15 protein-coding genes are annotated in these 17,772 nt (G+C 34.2%); 6 read left to right on the forward strand and 9 right to left on the reverse strand.

All coding sequences use genetic code 11. From position 1 onward, the window contains the following. Nucleotides 1-276 (reverse strand): sugar phosphate nucleotidyltransferase (locus tag SFT90_05145; protein ID MDX1949868.1); only part of this gene is annotated, 276 nt, incomplete at its 3' end. After that, complete coding sequence (locus tag SFT90_05150) at nt 245-1,213, reverse strand: phosphotransferase (GenBank protein MDX1949869.1); 969 nt, start codon at nt 1,211-1,213, stop codon at nt 245-247. The genes SFT90_05150 and SFT90_05145, both read right to left, overlap by 32 nt. Nucleotides 1,214-1,332: 119 nt before the next feature. Between SFT90_05150 and SFT90_05155 the strand changes: the two genes are divergently transcribed. Then, nucleotides 1,333-3,627 (forward strand): DNA translocase FtsK 4TM domain-containing protein, encoded by a 2,295-nt coding sequence (locus tag SFT90_05155; protein ID MDX1949870.1) that lies wholly within the window; start codon nt 1,333-1,335, stop codon nt 3,625-3,627. A gap of 129 nt (nt 3,628-3,756) precedes the next feature. Next, nucleotides 3,757-4,830, forward strand: coding sequence for a tRNA dihydrouridine synthase DusB (gene dusB / locus SFT90_05160; protein ID MDX1949871.1), 1,074 nt, complete (start codon nt 3,757-3,759; stop codon nt 4,828-4,830). A 33-nt stretch (nt 4,831-4,863) separates the two neighbouring features. On the opposite strand, the gene SFT90_05165 is transcribed toward dusB, so the two are convergent. After that, nucleotides 4,864-6,306, reverse strand: a complete 1,443-nt coding sequence (locus SFT90_05165; protein MDX1949872.1) for an ATP-binding protein — start codon at nt 6,304-6,306, stop codon at nt 4,864-4,866. A 59-nt stretch (nt 6,307-6,365) separates the two neighbouring features. On the opposite strand from SFT90_05165, the gene yejB reads away from it, so the two are divergent. Next, the gene (gene yejB / locus SFT90_05170; protein ID MDX1949873.1) at nt 6,366-7,475 is read left to right on the forward strand and encodes a microcin C ABC transporter permease YejB; all 1,110 of its coding nucleotides are present in this window, start codon (nt 6,366-6,368) and stop codon (nt 7,473-7,475) included. Here the strand turns inward: yejB and SFT90_05175 are convergent, their stop codons facing one another. Beyond that, nucleotides 7,476-7,907, reverse strand: a complete 432-nt coding sequence (locus tag SFT90_05175) for a hypothetical protein (GenBank protein ID MDX1949874.1) — start codon at nt 7,905-7,907, stop codon at nt 7,476-7,478. A 113-nt stretch (nt 7,908-8,020) separates the two neighbouring features. Here SFT90_05175 and rnd point away from each other — a divergent pair, with 113 nt between their 5' ends. Together rnd and SFT90_05185 are read left to right on the forward strand one after the other, a co-directional pair. Continuing rightward, nucleotides 8,021-9,169 (forward strand): ribonuclease D, encoded by a 1,149-nt coding sequence (gene rnd / locus SFT90_05180; GenBank protein MDX1949875.1) that lies wholly within the window; start codon nt 8,021-8,023, stop codon nt 9,167-9,169. A gap of 71 nt (nt 9,170-9,240) precedes the next feature. Beyond that, complete coding sequence (locus SFT90_05185) at nt 9,241-9,963, forward strand: hypothetical protein (protein ID MDX1949876.1); 723 nt, start codon at nt 9,241-9,243, stop codon at nt 9,961-9,963. 78 nt (nt 9,964-10,041) lie between these two features. Here SFT90_05185 and SFT90_05190 read toward each other — a convergent pair whose 3' ends face one another. Together SFT90_05190 and SFT90_05195 are read right to left on the reverse strand one after the other, a co-directional pair. Beyond that, nucleotides 10,042-12,132 (reverse strand): ComEC/Rec2 family competence protein, encoded by a 2,091-nt coding sequence (locus SFT90_05190; protein MDX1949877.1) that lies wholly within the window; start codon nt 12,130-12,132, stop codon nt 10,042-10,044. 86 nt (nt 12,133-12,218) lie between these two features. Then, nucleotides 12,219-12,932: a 50S ribosomal protein L25/general stress protein Ctc gene (locus SFT90_05195; GenBank protein ID MDX1949878.1), complete on the reverse strand. Its 714-nt coding sequence runs from the start codon at nt 12,930-12,932 to the stop codon at nt 12,219-12,221. 202 nt (nt 12,933-13,134) lie between these two features. Here SFT90_05195 and clpB point away from each other — a divergent pair, with 202 nt between their 5' ends. Continuing rightward, complete coding sequence (gene clpB, locus SFT90_05200; protein MDX1949879.1) at nt 13,135-15,726, forward strand: ATP-dependent chaperone ClpB; 2,592 nt, start codon at nt 13,135-13,137, stop codon at nt 15,724-15,726. Nucleotides 15,727-15,790: 64 nt separating this feature from the next. Here the strand turns inward: clpB and thyX are convergent, their stop codons facing one another. The 3 genes from thyX to SFT90_05215 form a co-directional block, all read right to left on the reverse strand. Further along, nucleotides 15,791-16,729: an FAD-dependent thymidylate synthase gene (gene thyX, locus SFT90_05205; protein MDX1949880.1), complete on the reverse strand. Its 939-nt coding sequence runs from the start codon at nt 16,727-16,729 to the stop codon at nt 15,791-15,793. A gap of 16 nt (nt 16,730-16,745) precedes the next feature. Continuing rightward, entirely contained in the window at nt 16,746-17,621 is an 876-nt protein-coding gene (locus SFT90_05210) for a methyltransferase domain-containing protein (protein MDX1949881.1), read from the reverse strand. Beyond that, nucleotides 17,608-17,772: Holliday junction DNA helicase RuvB C-terminal domain-containing protein (locus tag SFT90_05215; protein MDX1949882.1), on the reverse strand; the 165-nt coding region annotated here is incomplete at its 5' end. The genes SFT90_05210 and SFT90_05215, both read right to left, overlap by 14 nt.

Raw genomic sequence — 17,772 nt, forward strand, 5'->3', positions numbered from 1 at the left:
AAGGCGTTCTGCTTCTCTAAATATTTTTACTGAAGGGTGATTTTTTGAGATATAATCTTCTAATTTTTCAGCTAAATAAAAGCTATTAGCAAAAATATTTTGGATTTTTGCATTTTCAAAAACTTCAATATTATATGAAATCAAAGCTTTATTTTTTAGCTCAACAAGTGGCTTTGGAATAGAATCTGTAATTGGCTTAAACCTTGTGCCAAGCCCAGCTGAAAAGATAATGCCGCTATCAATTTTAGATGAATTTTGTGATGAAGTTTTTTGCATTTTCTAATGATTTATTTTGCAAATCTTGCATTAAATAATTTTTAACTCTTGGTATAAATTGCAGGTAATTTTCTTTACCATCTCTAACTTTTAGACGGGTGAAAATACCAAGAATTTTGAGGTTTCTTTGCATTGCGATTATTTGATAATCTTGCATAAATTTTGCTTTATCTAGCGCAAGTTTTTCTACAAAATAATCAAACATTTTATGCTGAATATTGATTGAAACATCACGCCGTGCATCTTCTAAAAGGGAGGCTAAGTCATAAGCGGGGTTTCCAACTAACGCATCTTGAAAGTCAAGTAATCCAACATTTTGGAAGGTTTTTCTTTCTGGCAAATCAATTAAATTATCGGCGTGATAATCTCTTAAAACTAAACAATTATTTGGATAATTTAATTTAGAAATTGCTTCTAAAATAATTTCTTCATATGCTTTTTTGATAGAATTTAATTCGCTTTCACTTGGTTTAAAAAAATATGGAATGAACCAATTAGTAAACAAATTAGCCTCTTCCAGCAATTTTGTTTTTCCATATTCCGCAATAGAAAATTTTTGCGAGGCGGTTTTTTTATATAATTCAATTAAGCAATCAACTGCATTTTTATAGAGTTTTTCCTCTTGATTTATATTATTTATAAGGATTGTGCTGAATTTATTATCACCAAAATCTTCCAATAATAAAAATCCGTTTTGAATATCCTCATTAAAAATATTTGGGGCAGAAAAACCAAGATTTATAAGGGTTTTGCAGATATTTATGAAAGGTTTTACATCTTCTTTCTCAGGTGGGGCATCCATTAGAATATAGTTTTTTCCTTCACAAATTATGCGTTCATATTTTCTAAAAGATGCATCACCTTTTATTTTTTCTCTAGTAAAATTCTCACTTATTGAATTTTTTAGAAAGCTATTTATTAAATTTTCTCTATCCATAATCTTTTTACAACATTAACTTACAAGCTATAAGAAATTGCAATATTTATTTTAATTTCAATTCATATTTTCGCAATATGTATTAGTTTTGATTATATGAGAAGGGTTTTTCAATTTTTATGAAAGAATATTTTTTAATAACATTAAAAATTTTATTTGGGGCGATTTTATTTTTGCTCGGGATAATTTCTATTTTTTCAGTTTTTTCCTATAACCCGTTTGATCCATCTTGGAATTTTTCAAGCAGTGCCGTCATTAAAAACTGGGCTGGTGTAATTGGTTCAAACCTTTCATCTCTGCTGATAACTTTTCTTGGAAGTGCCAGTTATTATTTCGGTTTAGTTATGATTTTATGGGGTATAAAAATTGTTTATACTAACATAAAAAATAATGAAGCTGAGGAAATCTGGTATAATCACCCAGCGATAAAATTTACTTTTCTGCTAATTTCATTAATTGGTTTTGCTGGATTTTTAGGCTATTTTGATAAATTCTTCGGCATGCCTTCTGATTATCCAACCTCTAGCAATGGCGGTTTTATTGGTGCTATGCTTGCAGGCAAGCTAGAGCCATTAATTGGTGGGCTGGTATATTTCATCTTCTTTTTATTCTTTTTTCTAACCACGGCTTTATTTACAATTAGTATCTCACTTAAAACTTGGTTTAAGGTTGCGATTATTTCATATTTAACAATTTCATTTGCGGTAAAATTTTTATATCAGCAAATTTCAAACTTTGTCCGCTTTACTATTGATGCGTTTTCTGGCAAATTAGAGGAAGCAAATAAGGAGTATGAAATTGTTGATTCTGCGATTGAAAATGTTTCAAATAAAACACCTAAAAAGCCGAAAAAGATTACAAATATAAAAGAAGAAACCGCCAAATTAACTGATAAAATACAGCATACTCTTGATATGGAAATGCGGGATTCTTTCCAGCTTCCGCCACTTTCCTTGTTGAGCCTGCCAGAGGATCAAAAAACCAAAAGGCCAAGTGCGGATTCCCTGCAATCAAATGCTGAGATGCTTGAAAAAACTCTTGGTGATTTTGGAGTTCAGGGCAAAATTATTGAAGTGCAACCGGGGCCGGTTGTAACACTTTATTCATTAGAGCCATCACCCGGAACAAAATCCTCTAGAATAATTGGTTTAGCTGATGATATTGCAAGGTCTATGTCTGCAACTTCAACTAGAATTGCGGTTATTGCAGGTCAGAATGCGATTGGTATAGAGCTGCCAAACTCATCGCGTGAAACAGTTTATTTCAAAGAGCTTTTGCTTTCCAATGAATTTAGAAAAGCAAAAATGGCACTGCCAATATGCTTGGGAAAAGATATTTCCGGCAAAGCTGTCGTTGTGGATTTGGCTAAAACTCCGCATTTGTTAGTTGCAGGAACTACCGGATCAGGCAAATCCGTTGGTTTGAATGGTATGATACTTTCTTTGCTTTATAAATTTTCACCGCAGGAATGTAAATTTATAATGATTGATCCAAAAATGTTGGAACTCTCAGTTTATCAAGATATTCCGCACTTACTTTCACCTGTTGTTACTGAGCCTCAAAAGGCAATTGTTGCATTAAAATGGACGGTTAAAGAGATGGAAAACCGCTATCGCCTTATGTCTCAGCTTAATGTTAGAAATATTGATGGCTATAATGAAAAAATTTTAGAGGCAAAAAAGGCTGGAAAAATTCTCACACGAAATGTGCAAACTGGCTATGATATTGATTCTGGCTCACCTATAACTGAGGAAGTGCCTCTAGAAATGGAAAAACTGCCTTATATTGTTGTTGTAGTGGACGAAATGGCGGATTTAATGCTAGTTGCCGGTAAGGAAATTGAGGCCTCAGTGCAGAGGCTTGCACAAATGGCAAGAGCTGCTGGAATCCATGTAATTCTTGCAACTCAAAGGCCAAGCGTTGATGTAATTACCGGTATAATCAAGGCGAATTTTCCTAGCAGAATAAGTTATCAAGTAACTTCCAAAATTGATAGTAGAACAATTCTCGGCGAACAGGGTGCGGAGCAGTTACTTGGACGAGGCGATTTATTATTTATGGGCGTTGGCACTAGAATTACAAGGGTTCATGGGCCTTTTGTTAGCGATGAAGAAGTGCATCAAGTTTCAGAATATTTGCGTTCTCAAGGCAAGCCAAATTATGTGCAAGATGTTACAACCGCTGAAGAAGATATGTTCACAGAAGATTCTGAAAATTCTGATGGAAATGGCAAGGATTCCCTATATTCCCAAGCCGTTGCAGTAATTTTGCGAGATAAAAAAGTTTCTACAAGTTACCTTCAAAGAGTTTTCAAAATCGGCTATAACAAAGCCGCAAATTTGATTGATCAAATGGAAAGGGAAGGAATCATCACTCCTGCCGATCATACTGGCAAACGTAGAATTGTTGAGTAGTTTTTGGGAGTTGGGCGTTAGGAAATGGGCATTAGGAATTAAAAAATCATCTTCCACTAATTACCAGTGCCTAATTACTAACTCCTAATTTCCTTGAATTTCCTTGCTTTTTGGTGTAATGAGCCCCGCATGAAAAATTCTCTTAAAATAAAAATTGGCAATGTTGAGCTTGAAAATAATGTGATTTTAGCTCCGCTTAGCGGCATTACTGATCCGCCATTTAGAAGGCTTGTTAAGAAGAAATTTGGTGCAGCGTTAGTTGTCTCAGAAATGATTGCAAGCAAAGCGATGGTTCTTAAAGAGCAGGAAAACCATAAGAAAGCCGGCTGTTATGACGCACCTGAAACTTACCCAATGTCTGTGCAGCTTGCTGGTTGCGAGCCTGAGATTATGGCAGAAGCTGCACGCATCAATGAAGCCAAGGGTGCAAACATCATTGATATAAATTTCGGTTGTCCTGTCAAAAAAGTTACTAATGGTCAGCACGCTGGCAGTTCAATGATGAGAGATGAAAAACTCGCACGCGAGGTTATGGAAGCAACCGTTAAGGCGGTTAAAATTCCAGTAACAATGAAAATGCGAATGGGCTGGGATCATAATAGCTTAAACGCTCCAAACCTTGCTAAAATCGCTGAAGATGTAGGGATTCAAATGCTAACTGTTCACGGCAGAACGCGTTGCCAATTTTATAATGGCAAGGCAGATTGGCAATTTGTGAGGAATGTGAAAGATGCAGTTAAAATTCCGGTTATCGTAAATGGTGATATAAAAACTTTTTCTGATGCTGAAACCGCCTTAGAGAAATCTGGTGCAGATGGCGTAATGATTGGAAGGGGCAGTTATGGTAAGCCTTGGATAATTTCTCAAATTGCAGAATATTTAAGTGGTGAAAATATAACGCCAGACCCAACTTTGGAAGAACAAAAAAATATAGTGATAGAGCATTATATTTCAATGCTTGAGCATTACGGCAAAGTGGTTGGCCATAGAATGGCGAAAAAGCATTTAGGCTGGTATTCCGCAGGAAAGCACGGCTCAGCAGAGTTTCGCAAATTTGTAATGCAACAAGCAGAAGCCGATGATGTTATAAAAGCAGTGAATGATTTTTATAATCACTTAATTGAAAACCCTGCTTTACAATCCCTCAATAATAATGATGCTATTGATTTTCAAGCTGAAGGTGAAGAATATTGCCAATGTTAAATTAAGCTTCTAGCTTACATCTTCTTACAAATACTAAATAACTTTCCCAATGTTTTCTATGCCATCTTTATATTCTGCGTTAAGTTTTTTATCATAAGGGAAGGCAAGCGTTACCCTTGTTCCTAAGCCAACTTTACTTGAAATTTCAAAAGTGCCACCCATCAAATTGGTAAGTTTTTTTGCAAAAGGCAAACCAATTCCAGAACCTTCATATTTTCGGTTGAGATTAGTTTCTGCTTGACCAAAAAGCGAGAGAACGGTTGGAAGGTCTTTCTCAGAAATTCCAACGCCTGTATCACTCACTTCAATGAATAATCTGTTAGTTTTGAGATCTGGAAACACTGATATAGTAACACTTCCACCTTCTGGAGTGAACTTTACTGAATTTGAAAGCAAGTTCAAAATAACTTGTTTTAACCTTTTCGCATCAGTTTTTAAGATGATATTATTATCTGCAAAACTTTGTAATAAATCAACGCCAGATTCACTTGCACGTGGTGCAACAATTGCCATACATTGCTTGGAAAGCTTAACAATATCTGTTTCAGCAACATTTACTTTTAGTCTTCCAACTTCTGCTTTAGAAAAATCTAAAATGTCATTAATTAGCGAAAGCAAATGCGTGCCAGAATTATTAATATCCGTTGCGAATTTTTTATATTCAGGATTACCAACCCCACCAAGAGTTTCTTCTTTAATAAGGCCAGAAAAGCCAATTATAGAATTTAGGGGAGTTCTAAGTTCATGCGTAAAATTAGCCAAAAATTGGGATTGCTGAATATTTTCCTTCTTCAATTTATCAATTTCGTGCTGAGCTCTTTGGTTTTCTTCAAATAATTCATCAAATTTTTTAGCGTTACTATTACCATTCATTACAATGAATAAAATTATCAGAGAAATTGAAACTAAAAACAAAATTAGTAATATTCCATAAAGTGGTATAACATCTTTTGCGAGTAGATCATTATAGCTGTAAGTTATAATATATAAGCCTTTCAGGGCGTTATCTTTGCTTAAATAAAATAAGTCCAATGTTACGATTGTAACTTTTTTGCTGGAATCATTATAAAGATAATGCTCTGTAAAAACCGCCTGCCCTTCCTTACTTGCGGTGTTAATTAACTGCTTAAATTTATTCTCAGCAATTTTACTTTGCACCAAATTATATAATTTATCGCTAATTAAATCTGCACTAACTATTGCACCACCAGCTATTGCTTCTAGCAGTTTTGACTTCATTCTTTGAGCATTAAAACAAGATTTTGCGATATTATCTGTGCAGGGTAATTTATAGAGGTTTTCCTTATCTTCATAAGTCATCATATTATAAAACCTGATTGCACGATTTTTGGAAATCTCTAGAATTTCCTTTTCAGCGTTGTTTTTTCTAATGACTTCCAATGAGTAATTGAAAAGCAGAACAAATACTGCTATCAAAACTATGAAGGAAGTTATTAATGAAATTCGCCAAACCATTTGAATTTTTGAAATTTTTGAACAAATTAACTAACTAAACAATATATCAATTTTAGATTGTGTTAAAGTATATTCTAAAAAGGCTTTTACTTATTGTTCCAACGCTTTTGGGTGTGTTGCTTATTAACTTTATTGTTATTCAAGCTGCCCCCGGTGGGCCAGTTGAGCAGGCTATTGCGAGAATCAAGGGCTACGACCAAGCTTTTACTGAGCGTTTTACCTCCGCTAATAAAGATTTTGCAACTAGCCCAAATAAATTAACGCAAGGTGGGGTTTCATCTGCAGGGGAGATAAAATACTCAGGTTCTCGTGGGCTTCACCCAGAGATTGTTGCGAAGATTGAGAAAATATATGGCTTTGATAAACCAGCCCATGAAAGATTCCTTCAAATGCTAAAAAAATTTATCACTTTTGATTTTGATACAAGTTTTTATCGGGATCAAAATGTTTTAGAGTTGATTAAGCAAAAACTTCCAGTTTCTATTTCTCTTGGGCTTTGGACAACACTTTTAACCTATTTAGTTTCAATTCCACTAGGCATAAGAAAAGCTGTTAAAGATGGCTCTAACTTTGATGTTGCCTCAAGTTTTATAATTATAATTGGTTATGCGATTCCTTCATTTTTATTCGCAATTCTTCTGATAGTTTTATTTGCAGGTGGGAGTTATTTTTCAATATTCCCTCTAAAAGGTTTGGTTTCAGATAATTTTGAGGAATTAAACACAATAGGTAAAATTAAAGATTATCTATGGCATATTACTTTACCAATAATTTCAATGGTTATAGGTGGTTTTGCAAGCCTTACTCTACTTTGCAAAAATTCATTTCTTGAAGAAATTTCTAAAAATTATGTAATCACTGCAAGGGCAAAAGGTTGCACTGAGAAAAAAGTTCTTTATGGCCATATTTTTAGAAATGCGATGCTGATTGTGATTGCTGGTTTTCCTTCAGCTTTTGTTGGAATTTTGTTTGCAGGTGCTTTTTTAATTGAGATTATATTCTCACTTGATGGGCTTGGTTTGCTTGCGTTTGAAGCAACAATTTCTCGTGATTATCCAGTAATCTTCGGCTCACTTTTCATATTCACACTATTAGGGTTAATCTTAAACCTAATCGGAGATATAATGTATGTAATTGTTGACCCAAGAATAGATTTTGAGAGGAGATAATTACCCTAACAAATCTTCAAACTCTGGTGAGAAGAAGGTTGAAGGCTTTAAAACTTTTCCATCTTCACGATATTTAACTGAACCATCTGGGTGGAGTTTTGATAAATTAGAATCAAGAACTCTGTGGAAACCTTCCTCAGTTTTTGCAACAGATTCCTCATGAGAAAAGCCTTTCAACCTAAATAATTTATAAGCAATATTAAGTGCAATTACCGAAACATCAAACGCACCATCAAGCGTTTCAATTTCATCTTTTTCTTTAATTGCATCACCTAATTCATTAAATTCTTCACGCAGTAAATTATCAAAAGAAAAATTGATATAATCCCAGCTTGGTTTATTTTTAACAAGCTCTAGTTTGTCAGAAAACTCAGCATTTTTGGCAATATGAGTAATATTATTTTGAGAGTTTTTTAGTAGTGGCTTATTCATAAAATTTTTGAAATTTGGTTTTTTCAAACACTAAACTTTTTTTATTTATTAAACAATAATTATATTGCGAGAAGTTTTTTAGGGATTACTATCCATTTGAAATGTTTTAGATTATGCAAATTATTACAAGAACTGAAGATTTAGTTAAGAAAATTGATTACATCAGAAAGAATGATGAATTTATCACCCTTGATACTGAATTTGTTAGGGAAAAAACTTATTTTCCAAACCTCGGATTAATTCAAATTGGTTATAGTGATGGCGAATTTGTGATTGAACCTCTATCGCAAGAAATTGATTTGAATATCTTAAATGAAGCTTTACAAGATGAAAAAATAACTAAGGTTTTTCACGCTTCCCAGCAAGATTTGGAAATATTGATGAATCAGTTTGGCGTTCTTCCAAGAAATATTTTTGATACCCAAATCGCTGGGAAAATCCTCGGCTTTGGTGAAGCAATTAGCTATTCTAAATTAGTTGAGCATTATTGCGATACAAATATTGATAAATCAGCTCGGTTTACAGATTGGCTAAAAAGGCCACTTACAGAATCTCAGATTGCTTATGCACTTGATGATGTAATTTATCTCAAAAAAATTTATCTCAAAATTAAAGAAACACTCATTAAGCGAAATCGCTTAAATTGGGCAAAAGAGGAAATGCAAAAACTTCTTAATGAAAATTTATACAAGACTAATCCTGAAGATGCTTGGCTGAAAATTAAATTTAGAAGCACTGATGAAGAATATTTGCGGATTTTAAGAGGGCTTGCAAGCTGGCGAGAAAACAAAGCAATGCATCTAAACAAGCCTAGAATGTGGATAATGAAAGATGATGCAATTCAAGAAATTGCCTTCAGAAAGCCAAAAAAAGCAAGTGATTTATCTGATAGTAGATTTCTAAAATTTGATGAAAGAACTGCAAATGAAATTGTAGAACAAGTTAGAGAGGCTATAAATAGCAATACTAAGTTAAATTTTGAAAAGTCAGTTTCTATTCCAGATAACTTAATGCCAGTGGTTACGCTTCTTAAAATTTTACTTCGCAATCAAGCAATTGAGAATGATGTTGCACCCACGGTGATTTGCGATTTAGAAGAACTTAAAAAAATTGCAACTGGTGATTACAATAACAAAGCGATGGAAGGCTGGAGATTTGATATTTTTGGCTCATTTGCAAAAAAACTCGTTGAAGGAAAGCTCGCACTCTCAGCCAAAGGTAGAAATGTTTTTATTATAGATTTAGAATCATATTTTGAGTAAATTAGGGCTTAGGTATTAGGGCTTAATAGAATTTACCCAACCCCTAATCCCCAACCCCTAACCCCTAATTTATGTCCGAAAAAAAACCCGGAATAATGCTACCAACTGCATCTGATGATGCACCATTGCGGAATTTTCTTATCTTGCTTCTGCTAATTCCAATCGCACCGCTTTTAATGGTTTATTCAATTGTAACAGGCAGGTTACAAAATCCTTTTATCGTTGGTGCTTGCCTTACAATGATATTAATTTTTGGCACTTATTATGTGGCTCAAAAACATTTTACATCTAAGCCCACCAGAAAAGAAAAAATCTTTTCCCTCGTTGAAGAAATTGAACTGCAAGAGCGGCATAACCTTAGAAAAAAAATCTCAACCATTAGAAAATCTATAGGCGTGCAAGGCTTTCCAAAACAATTAAAACCAATGTTTGATATTGAACAAGATATGCTAACTATCAATTATTATTATCATTTGAGGCAGGCGGGTTATCTAGGTTCTAACGCGGAAGGGGCTGTTTATGTTTTACAAAATGCACTTTATAGCTCAAGAAAAGATTTAGCAAAAGCGGCTTGGGATTGCTTGACACTCATCAACACGCCAGAAGCAATAACTGCAAAAGAAATATTTTTAAGAGATTATCAAAAAATTCAACAAGCCTCAAAACAAAATTTAGTTGAAGAAGATAAAAGGCAAAAATTTTATCAAAAATATAAGGAAAAAGAGCGAACCCAAGTTGATGACATTAAAGATAGCCTCAAAGATAAATTCCTAAATTTTAAGAATAATTGGTAAGAACTTTATAAAAAACTAAAGCAAATCTATCTTAGTTTTATACCTATGAAGTCAGGTAGTTAGCTTCAAAAATATAACTTACTCATTCCAAATTCTTAAGCCAGAAGAAGCTCTTGAGTTCTCTATTCTGCCGTTTTGCCAAATTAAATGCGTGCCGTTTTTAGAGAGATTTTTTAAGCTAATTACTTTTTTATTATCGCAAATTTTTTGATTAGTAAGATTAATTATAACTTTATGTGATTCGCATAACGCCTGGTTTTCCTTGTGTAAACCACGAATAATTAGAATATTTTTTAGCGAGCAGAAATTTTCTTTACATAAAAAATCCTCATTTTTTTTCAGCCTAAAAAATTCTGCAACGCCAAGTTTTTCCTTATATTGCTTGAGCTTAAACCCCCCAGTTCTGCCGTAGATATAATATTTATCATAAGCTTTTATAATAAAGGTTTTACCTTTTTCATCTATCAAAATATCTGGTTGCTTTTGAGCAAAAATCATCACTAAATAAATTGCAAAAATAAAGGGCAAAGCAAAATATCTTATTTTTGAAGTGAACACAAAAAACCATACCCAACCAACGCAAACTAAAATTAAAAAATACTCAGGAAGTGCAGAAACTCTAATTGTTGAGGTTTTTGCGTCGCCAAATTTTTCGGCACAAAATAACATCATTCTAATTCCAAATTCAGCGGGCTTAAATAAAAATTCACTAAATTCAAACCCTGAAAATACTGATGCAATCGCAAGTGCCGGCATTGTTACAAAACTTACGAATGGCAAAGTAATTAAGTTAGAAGCCGCAGAAAACTTGGATATATTACTAAAATGATAAGCGATAATTGGCCCTGTTACCACCCCAACAATTAGTGAGGAGGCCATAATTCCAAATAAATATTTTAGACTTTTTTTGAAAAAATTTTCCTGTTCAGATAAATCAGATTTTTTACTAAATTTTGCATAAATTTCATATACACCAGCAAGTGCAATTATAGAGCCAAAAGAGAGCTGAAAAGATACATTTACTAAAGAGCTTGGCTCAATTATTAATATTAGGAACCCTGCAACTGCAAGCGGTCTGAAGGGAGAAATTTCCCTATTAAGTAAAATTCCTAAGAAAAATAATGTTAGCATTAAATATGAGCGAACCGCTGGAATTGGCTTATTTGCTATATATAAATAGATTAGACCAAATAATATTGCAAAAATCGCACTGATTTTTTTACTATCAAAACGCAAAGCAAAAGCTGGAAACAAAGCAATTACAAGCCTTATAAGGCCATAAACCCAAACCATTACGATTGAAAGGTGCAACCCTGAAATTGATAAAATATGCCCAAGCCCACTATATCTAAGGGCTTCATTGGTTTTATTATCTAGTGCAGCTCTATCGCCAGTTACAAGGGCTTTTGCGATTGCACTAATTTGTTTATCGTTAAATGAATTATCAATTCTATAATTAATTTTAATTCGTAATTTTTGGATAAAATCAGCTTCATTTTTTTGCAGAATTTTTACTTCAGAAATTGCAAAACCTACTGCCCCAATTTCTTCAAAATATGAATATTTAGCAAAATCATACGCATTTGGAAAAGCTGGCAGTTTAGCTGGCGGAGAGAGAATAACCCTAACCTGAATATAATCATTTTGATTGAGTTTTTTGAAATCCAAAACTTCACCATTATGGGTTAATTTTGTTCTAACATTTAACCGAATTAATTTAGGGGTTTTATTTTCTGAAAATTTCCCACTTTCTGGTTGCCAAAGATTATTTTCTCTAAGAATCAGCCGAATAAATTTATCCTCAGTTTCTATTTTTTGAATTTTTGCCCTTAGCCATATGACCCCCAGATTTTCTTGTATTTTTGGGTGATTTTTATAGTCAGCTTCTATTTTTGCTAACAAAAAACCGAGTGAAAAAATTACAAAACCAACTGAAATAAATAAAAATATTCTTCTTTTTTTATAATGTGAAAGCCCCAAAAGTAAGGCAGATAGAGCTAATGCGAGGAAAATTGAATCAATTTTCGGTTCATATTTTATCGCAAAGTAAGATGCAATTCCGCACGCAAAAATTATAGGGATTAGCAGAGCAAACCTGCCTTCATTATATTCTTTTTCGTATATTTCAGAAAAAAAATTTCTATATTTTTTGCTTATTAAAAAACGCATTTAATTTTTATAGAATTTACAAACAAAAAAGCCGAACCAAAATGGCTCGGCTTATATAGCTAAATGATTTTATAAAAAATAAGAAATTATTTCTTAGGAGCTGGTTTTGCAGCGGCTTTACCACCCGCTGGAGCTTTCGCATCAGCTGCCGCAACATTTGCATTTTTCTGACCTGTAACAACCGGTGCAGTAGGTGCATTTGCATCAGCACCTTCAGCTTTTTCTTCTTCAGCTCTACCCGCAATAGTTGCGATTGTGAAATCTCTATTTTTGATGAACGGCGTAACACCTTCAGGTTTACCAAGGCCACTCCATTTAATATTATCACCAATTTTAAGATTACCTAAATCGGCAGTTAGCTTATCTGGAATATTATCAATGTTACAGAATACATCAACCGTTCTTCTAACCACGTTAAGAACGCCACCTCTTTTAAGACCAGGGCATTTCTCTATGTTCAAGAATTCAACCGGAACAGAAATTTTGATTTGTGAATGCTCATCAACTGCAATAAAATCTGCGTGAATTGGAATATCTTTCACCCTATCAAATTGAATTTCCTTAGGATTAGCAAGAATTTTCTTGCCATTAATTTCAATTTCTACAACTTTAGAGAAAAACCTGCCCCTTAAATACTCTGTATTCAGCTCTTTAGTATTGGTTGTAAGGAAAAGTTGCTCCTTATTTTTGCCATAAATAGTAATTGGGATATTACCATTTTTTCTAGCATCTCTAGCAGAGCCAGTGCCCTTGCTATTTCTTGGTTCAGCTTTTAGAACCGCTCTTTTTGTAACAGACATATTGATTACCATTGTTAACCAGTATTTACTGGCATTAATAAACTACTATCATCAAATAGTTCGGGCTTTCTACACGAAACCAAGGAAATGTAAAGGGTTTTGTTGTAAATATGCCTTATAGCTAAATTTTATAGTTATGTCTATTGAATGATAATAATCAAATACTATCTTAAAGTAAGAATATATTTTTAACTAAAAAACTATGTCTTACAAACCAGAGAAATATACAATAGCATTTCAGGAGGCGGTGCAAGATGCAACGCAATCCGCACTTCGCAATAAGAATCAGCAATTAACTGAACTACATGTAGTGGCTTCGCTTTTAAGCCCTGAGAAAGATGGGGTTATCCGCAAAATTGCCCAGATAAATGGTGCTGATGCTGATAATATTTACTCCAAAATTATTAAGGAAATTGAAAGATTGCCAAAGGTTTCAGGTTCTAGTGAAGGCGAGCTTTATCTTCACCCAAAACTTTCAAAATTACTTGAGCTAACCTCTGAAATTGCTAAGAAAAATGGAGATGAATTCGGCACTTCTGAAAGATTTATTGAAGCAATTTTTGAGGAGGGTACTAGCGAAATTATCAAAATTTTTGAAGCAAGTGGTTTTAATCAAGCAAAACTTCAAAAAGGTATTAAAGAAGTTCGGAAAGGCAGAAAAGCTGATTCCGCAAATGCTGAAAGCACTTATCAATCACTAGAAAAATTCTCCATAGATTTAACCAAAAGAGCCTCTGAAGGCAAGCTTGATCCTGTGATTGGGCGTGATGAAGAAATCCGCAGAGCAATGCAAGTTCTCTCAAGAAGAACGAAAAATAATCCAATTTTAATTGGTGAACCGGGCGTTGGTAAAACCGCTATCATTGAGGGGTTAGCACAAAGAATTGTACAGGGTGATGTTCCTGAAAACCTAAAAGGTAAAAGGCTAATGGCGTTGGATTTAGGCTCGCTAATTGCTGGCACTTCTTTTAGAGGTGAGTTTGAGGAAAGGCTTAAGTCTATTCTCAACGAAATCAGTCAAGCAGAAGGCGATATTGTTCTATTTATTGATGAAGTTCACACTCTAATGGGTGCAGGCAAGGGTGAAGGTGCGATGGACGCTTCAAACCTTCTAAAGCCAGCACTTGCAAGGGGAGAATTGCACTGCATTGGTGCAACTACTCTTGATGAATATCGCAAACATATTGAAAAAGATCCAGCTTTCGCAAGGCGTTTCCAACCAGTTTTTGTAGGTGAGCCAAGCGTTGAGGATACGATTGCAATTTTAAGGGGCTTAAAAGGAAAATATGAAGTGCATCACGGCGTTAAAATTTCTGATAGTGCGATAGTTGCCGCTGCAACCCTCTCAAACCGCTATATTACTGATAGGTTTTTGCCTGATAAAGCGATTGACTTAGTTGATGAAGCTGCCAGCAAACTCAAAATGCAAGTTGATAGCAAGCCTGAAAAAATTGATGAACTTGATAGAAAAATCATTCAGTTAAAAATTGAGCAAGAAGCCTTAAGCAAAGAAACTGATGAGGCATCAATGGATAGACTTCTTAAAATTAGGGAAGAGCTTGCAAAAGTTGAAACCAAAGCCAAAGAACTCACTGAACAATGGGATAAAGAAAAACAAAAATTAACAGGCCTAAAAAACATCAAAAGTAAAATTGATGAAGCGAAAAAAGATTTAGAAATCGCCCAAAGAAAAGGGGATTTATCAAGGGCTGGTGAGCTTGCTTACGGCATTATTCCATCGTTACAGAAAAAACTCTCGCAGCTTGAGGAAGAAAGCCAAGTTACCTTCGTTCATGATGCCGTTACTGATGATGATATAGCAGGCGTGGTTGCTAAGTGGACGGGCATTCCAGTTGAGAAAATGCTTGAAGGTGAACGCTTGAAACTGATTGAGATGGAGAAAAATCTATCAAAAAGAGTTGTTGGGCAAGATGAAGCCGTTCGTGCGGTTAGTGAGGCAGTGCGTAGAAGTAAAGCAGGGCTTAATGATGAAAGAAGGCCACTTGCTTCCTTCCTATTTTTAGGGCCAACCGGTGTTGGAAAAACTGAGCTTACAAAGGCACTTGCTGAATTTATTTTCAATGATGAAACCGCAATGGTTCGCATTGATATGAGTGAATTTATGGAAAAGCACTCGGTTTCTCGCCTTATCGGTGCACCTCCGGGTTATGTGGGCTATGAGGAAGGTGGGGTTTTAACTGAAGCTGTTCGCAGACGCCCCTACCAAGTTGTGCTATTTGATGAAGTTGAAAAAGCCCACCCTGATGTTTTCAATATATTGTTACAAGTGCTTGATGAGGGCAGATTAACTGATTCTCAAGGCAGAACGGTTGATTTCACTAACACAATTATAATTCTCACCTCAAATTTAGGATCGCAATATATCGCCGAGCTTAAAGAAAATGACCCAGTTGATTTAGCTCGCCCGAAAGTTATGCAGGAAGTTCGTAATAATTTCAGGCCAGAATTTATCAATCGCCTTGATGAAATATTGTTATTCAACAAGCTCAAGCGGGAAAATATGGTTGGGATTGTTGATATTCAGCTTAAAAATATCTTGGCTAAACTTAAACAGAAAAATATTACGCTTAACATTTCTGATGAAGCAAAAAGCTGGATTGCCCAAAATGGTTATGATGCAATTTATGGTGCAAGACCGCTCAAAAGGGTTATTCAGAGAGAGCTTCAAAACCGCCTCGCATCTGATATTATCAGTGGTAAAGTTAAAGAAGGTAATGTGGTGATGGTTAGCGTAGCTGACGGCATTCTTAACTTCAAAAAAATTGGGGCTTAGATAGTGTCGTCAAATTATTCATAAATGTGTTGCTAACTGCCTTTGCAGTCATATCTATGCAACCTTAACCCAAGAATTTAGCGGCAAATTCTTCCCATTCTCTTTTGCCAAGGCCTGAATTTTCTTGCGTAATTTTTTCGCCTTTTAAGGCACGCTTAACAATCTCAGTTGCGGTTTTTGATAGGTGCGATGCGCCCATTCTATATTCAGAAAAAGCCTCATAAGCAAAAGGACACCAGCGTTTTACCACATCAATCATCGCATCAGCGTAAGCACGAATTTCATATTGTGCGTGAGAATCCGCACGAAGCATAAGGAAATGCATTAGATTATGCAGGTCAATTTTCCAATACCATTGCGTGTAATAATTGAGCGTTAAATTCATACGAGCAAGCTCTCTGGCAAGGCCTCTGCGGTTTTCATCTTTGATGTTGCCTGCTGCATCGTGATTTAACATTTCCTCATAATCATCATAACATTGCAGAGAATCCCTTTTTAGAAGCTCTAAAACTCTCTTTGCTTCATCGCCTGTAAGTGGCTCACCTTCTGCTCTTCCTTGATGATTTTGCTTTGATTGCGGTGCTAAATTCTCAGGTGAGGGAATGTAAAATTCTTTATCCATAATTGAATATCTTGCGGAATATTCATTCACATTTGCAGTGCGGTGGCGAATCCATTGGCGTGCAATAAATATCGGAAGTTTGATGTGAAATTTAATCTCGCACATTTCAAAAGGGGTTGTGTGCCAATGACGCATTAGATAATTTATCAAGCCTTTATCTTGATTAACTTGCTTAGTGCCCTTGCCGTAAGATACGCGGGCTGATTGCACTATAGCGTTATCATCACCCATATAATCAACCACACGAATAAAGCCATGATCCAAAATATTTATCGGCTCAAATAAAATTTCTTCCAAAGCTGGAACGGTTGCACGCTTAGTTTTGAAGGTAAGATTTTGAATTTCTGCTAATTCTTTTTTCTGCTCAGATGTGATTGCCATAAAATTTAATTTATTTTTAAGAAAAATATTCTTTCGGATAAGTTTTTATTTTATAAGCAAATTTATTATAAGGTGAAGAATTTTTATAATAATTTTCTGAATTATATTCTGAAGTTATATGAAAAATTTTCTCAAAATTTTCTTTTAATGGAATGGTAACCGCTGAGTTTGGCTTTCTAACTCGTTTGCAGGTGAAATATCTGAAATTAGAAAATTCTTGGCTAAAATCATCTATAATTTCAAAACCAGCTTTGAATAAAAGCCATTTCAAATTTTCATAATTGAAAAAGTAAGAAATTTCATTGCTAAATAGCCTTTTTGGAGAAACTTTAGGGTTTTCAATATCCCTAAAGCCTAATAATAAAATACCATTTTCTTTGATAGAAAGATTAATTTTCTCAAGCAAATTAAAGGGTTTTTGATAATCGCAAAAAGAATTTAAGATTGTTATAATATCAAATTTTTGTGAAAAATTAATGTTGAAAATATTATCATTAAGCGTGGTTAAACCGAAAGTATTTCTAATGAAATTAGCGTAATTTGGATTTTCTTCGGTCGCGATTACATTAAAATTTTTATCCTTTGCAAGGTTTGCAAAAACCCCATTTCTAGCGGAAATATCAAGTAAAAATTTTGGTGGCTCAATAAATTTTGTTATTTGCTCTAGTAAAAATTTTGCCTGATTTAAAGCACGAACTAATTTTATTTTTGAGATAGAAAATTTATTTTTAATTTCAAATTCTTGCGTTTTTTGTGTTAAATCTATATTTCTAATTATTCCACAAGATGTGCAGATTTCAAAGCTATTAGCGTTCTTATTTTTAATTTCTATGTGATGTTTATTGCCACATAAAATACACTCAGCTTGAGTTTTATTTTCATTCAATTTCATCAAAAAAATTATCTTGAATTTTTTTATTTATTTTTGCAATTCCTAGATGTTCATAGGCTTTATTTGCAAGCATTCTACCCCTTGGAGTTCTTTGTATAAAGCCAATTTGAAGCAAATAGGGCTCTATCGTTTCTTCAATAGAATCGCGTTG

The sequence above is a fragment of the Rickettsiales bacterium genome (genome assembly GCA_033762595.1).
Taxonomy (GTDB): domain Bacteria; phylum Pseudomonadota; class Alphaproteobacteria; order Rickettsiales; family UBA8987; genus JANPLD01.

What these genes read in the sequence shown, in the direction of transcription:
- SFT90_05150 (MDX1949869.1), bottom strand. Translation starts at nt 1,213, where the DNA reads ATGGATAGAGAAAATTTAATAAATAGCTTTCTAAAAAATTCAATAAGT.
- SFT90_05185 (MDX1949876.1), top strand. Translation starts at nt 9,241, where the DNA reads ATGTCCGAAAAAAAACCCGGAATAATGCTACCAACTGCATCTGATGAT.
- SFT90_05195 (MDX1949878.1), bottom strand. Translation starts at nt 12,932, where the DNA reads ATGTCTGTTACAAAAAGAGCGGTTCTAAAAGCTGAACCAAGAAATAGC.
- SFT90_05210 (MDX1949881.1), bottom strand. Translation starts at nt 17,621, where the DNA reads ATGAAATTGAATGAAAATAAAACTCAAGCTGAGTGTATTTTATGTGGC.
- SFT90_05155 (MDX1949870.1), top strand. Translation starts at nt 1,333, where the DNA reads ATGAAAGAATATTTTTTAATAACATTAAAAATTTTATTTGGGGCGATT.
- dusB (MDX1949871.1), top strand. Translation starts at nt 3,757, where the DNA reads ATGAAAAATTCTCTTAAAATAAAAATTGGCAATGTTGAGCTTGAAAAT.
- SFT90_05175 (MDX1949874.1), bottom strand. Translation starts at nt 7,907, where the DNA reads ATGAATAAGCCACTACTAAAAAACTCTCAAAATAATATTACTCATATT.
- SFT90_05190 (MDX1949877.1), bottom strand. Translation starts at nt 12,132, where the DNA reads ATGCGTTTTTTAATAAGCAAAAAATATAGAAATTTTTTTTCTGAAATA.
- SFT90_05165 (MDX1949872.1), bottom strand. Translation starts at nt 6,306, where the DNA reads ATGGTTTGGCGAATTTCATTAATAACTTCCTTCATAGTTTTGATAGCA.
- rnd (MDX1949875.1), top strand. Translation starts at nt 8,021, where the DNA reads ATGCAAATTATTACAAGAACTGAAGATTTAGTTAAGAAAATTGATTAC.
- clpB (MDX1949879.1), top strand. Translation starts at nt 13,135, where the DNA reads ATGTCTTACAAACCAGAGAAATATACAATAGCATTTCAGGAGGCGGTG.
- thyX (MDX1949880.1), bottom strand. Translation starts at nt 16,729, where the DNA reads ATGGCAATCACATCTGAGCAGAAAAAAGAATTAGCAGAAATTCAAAAT.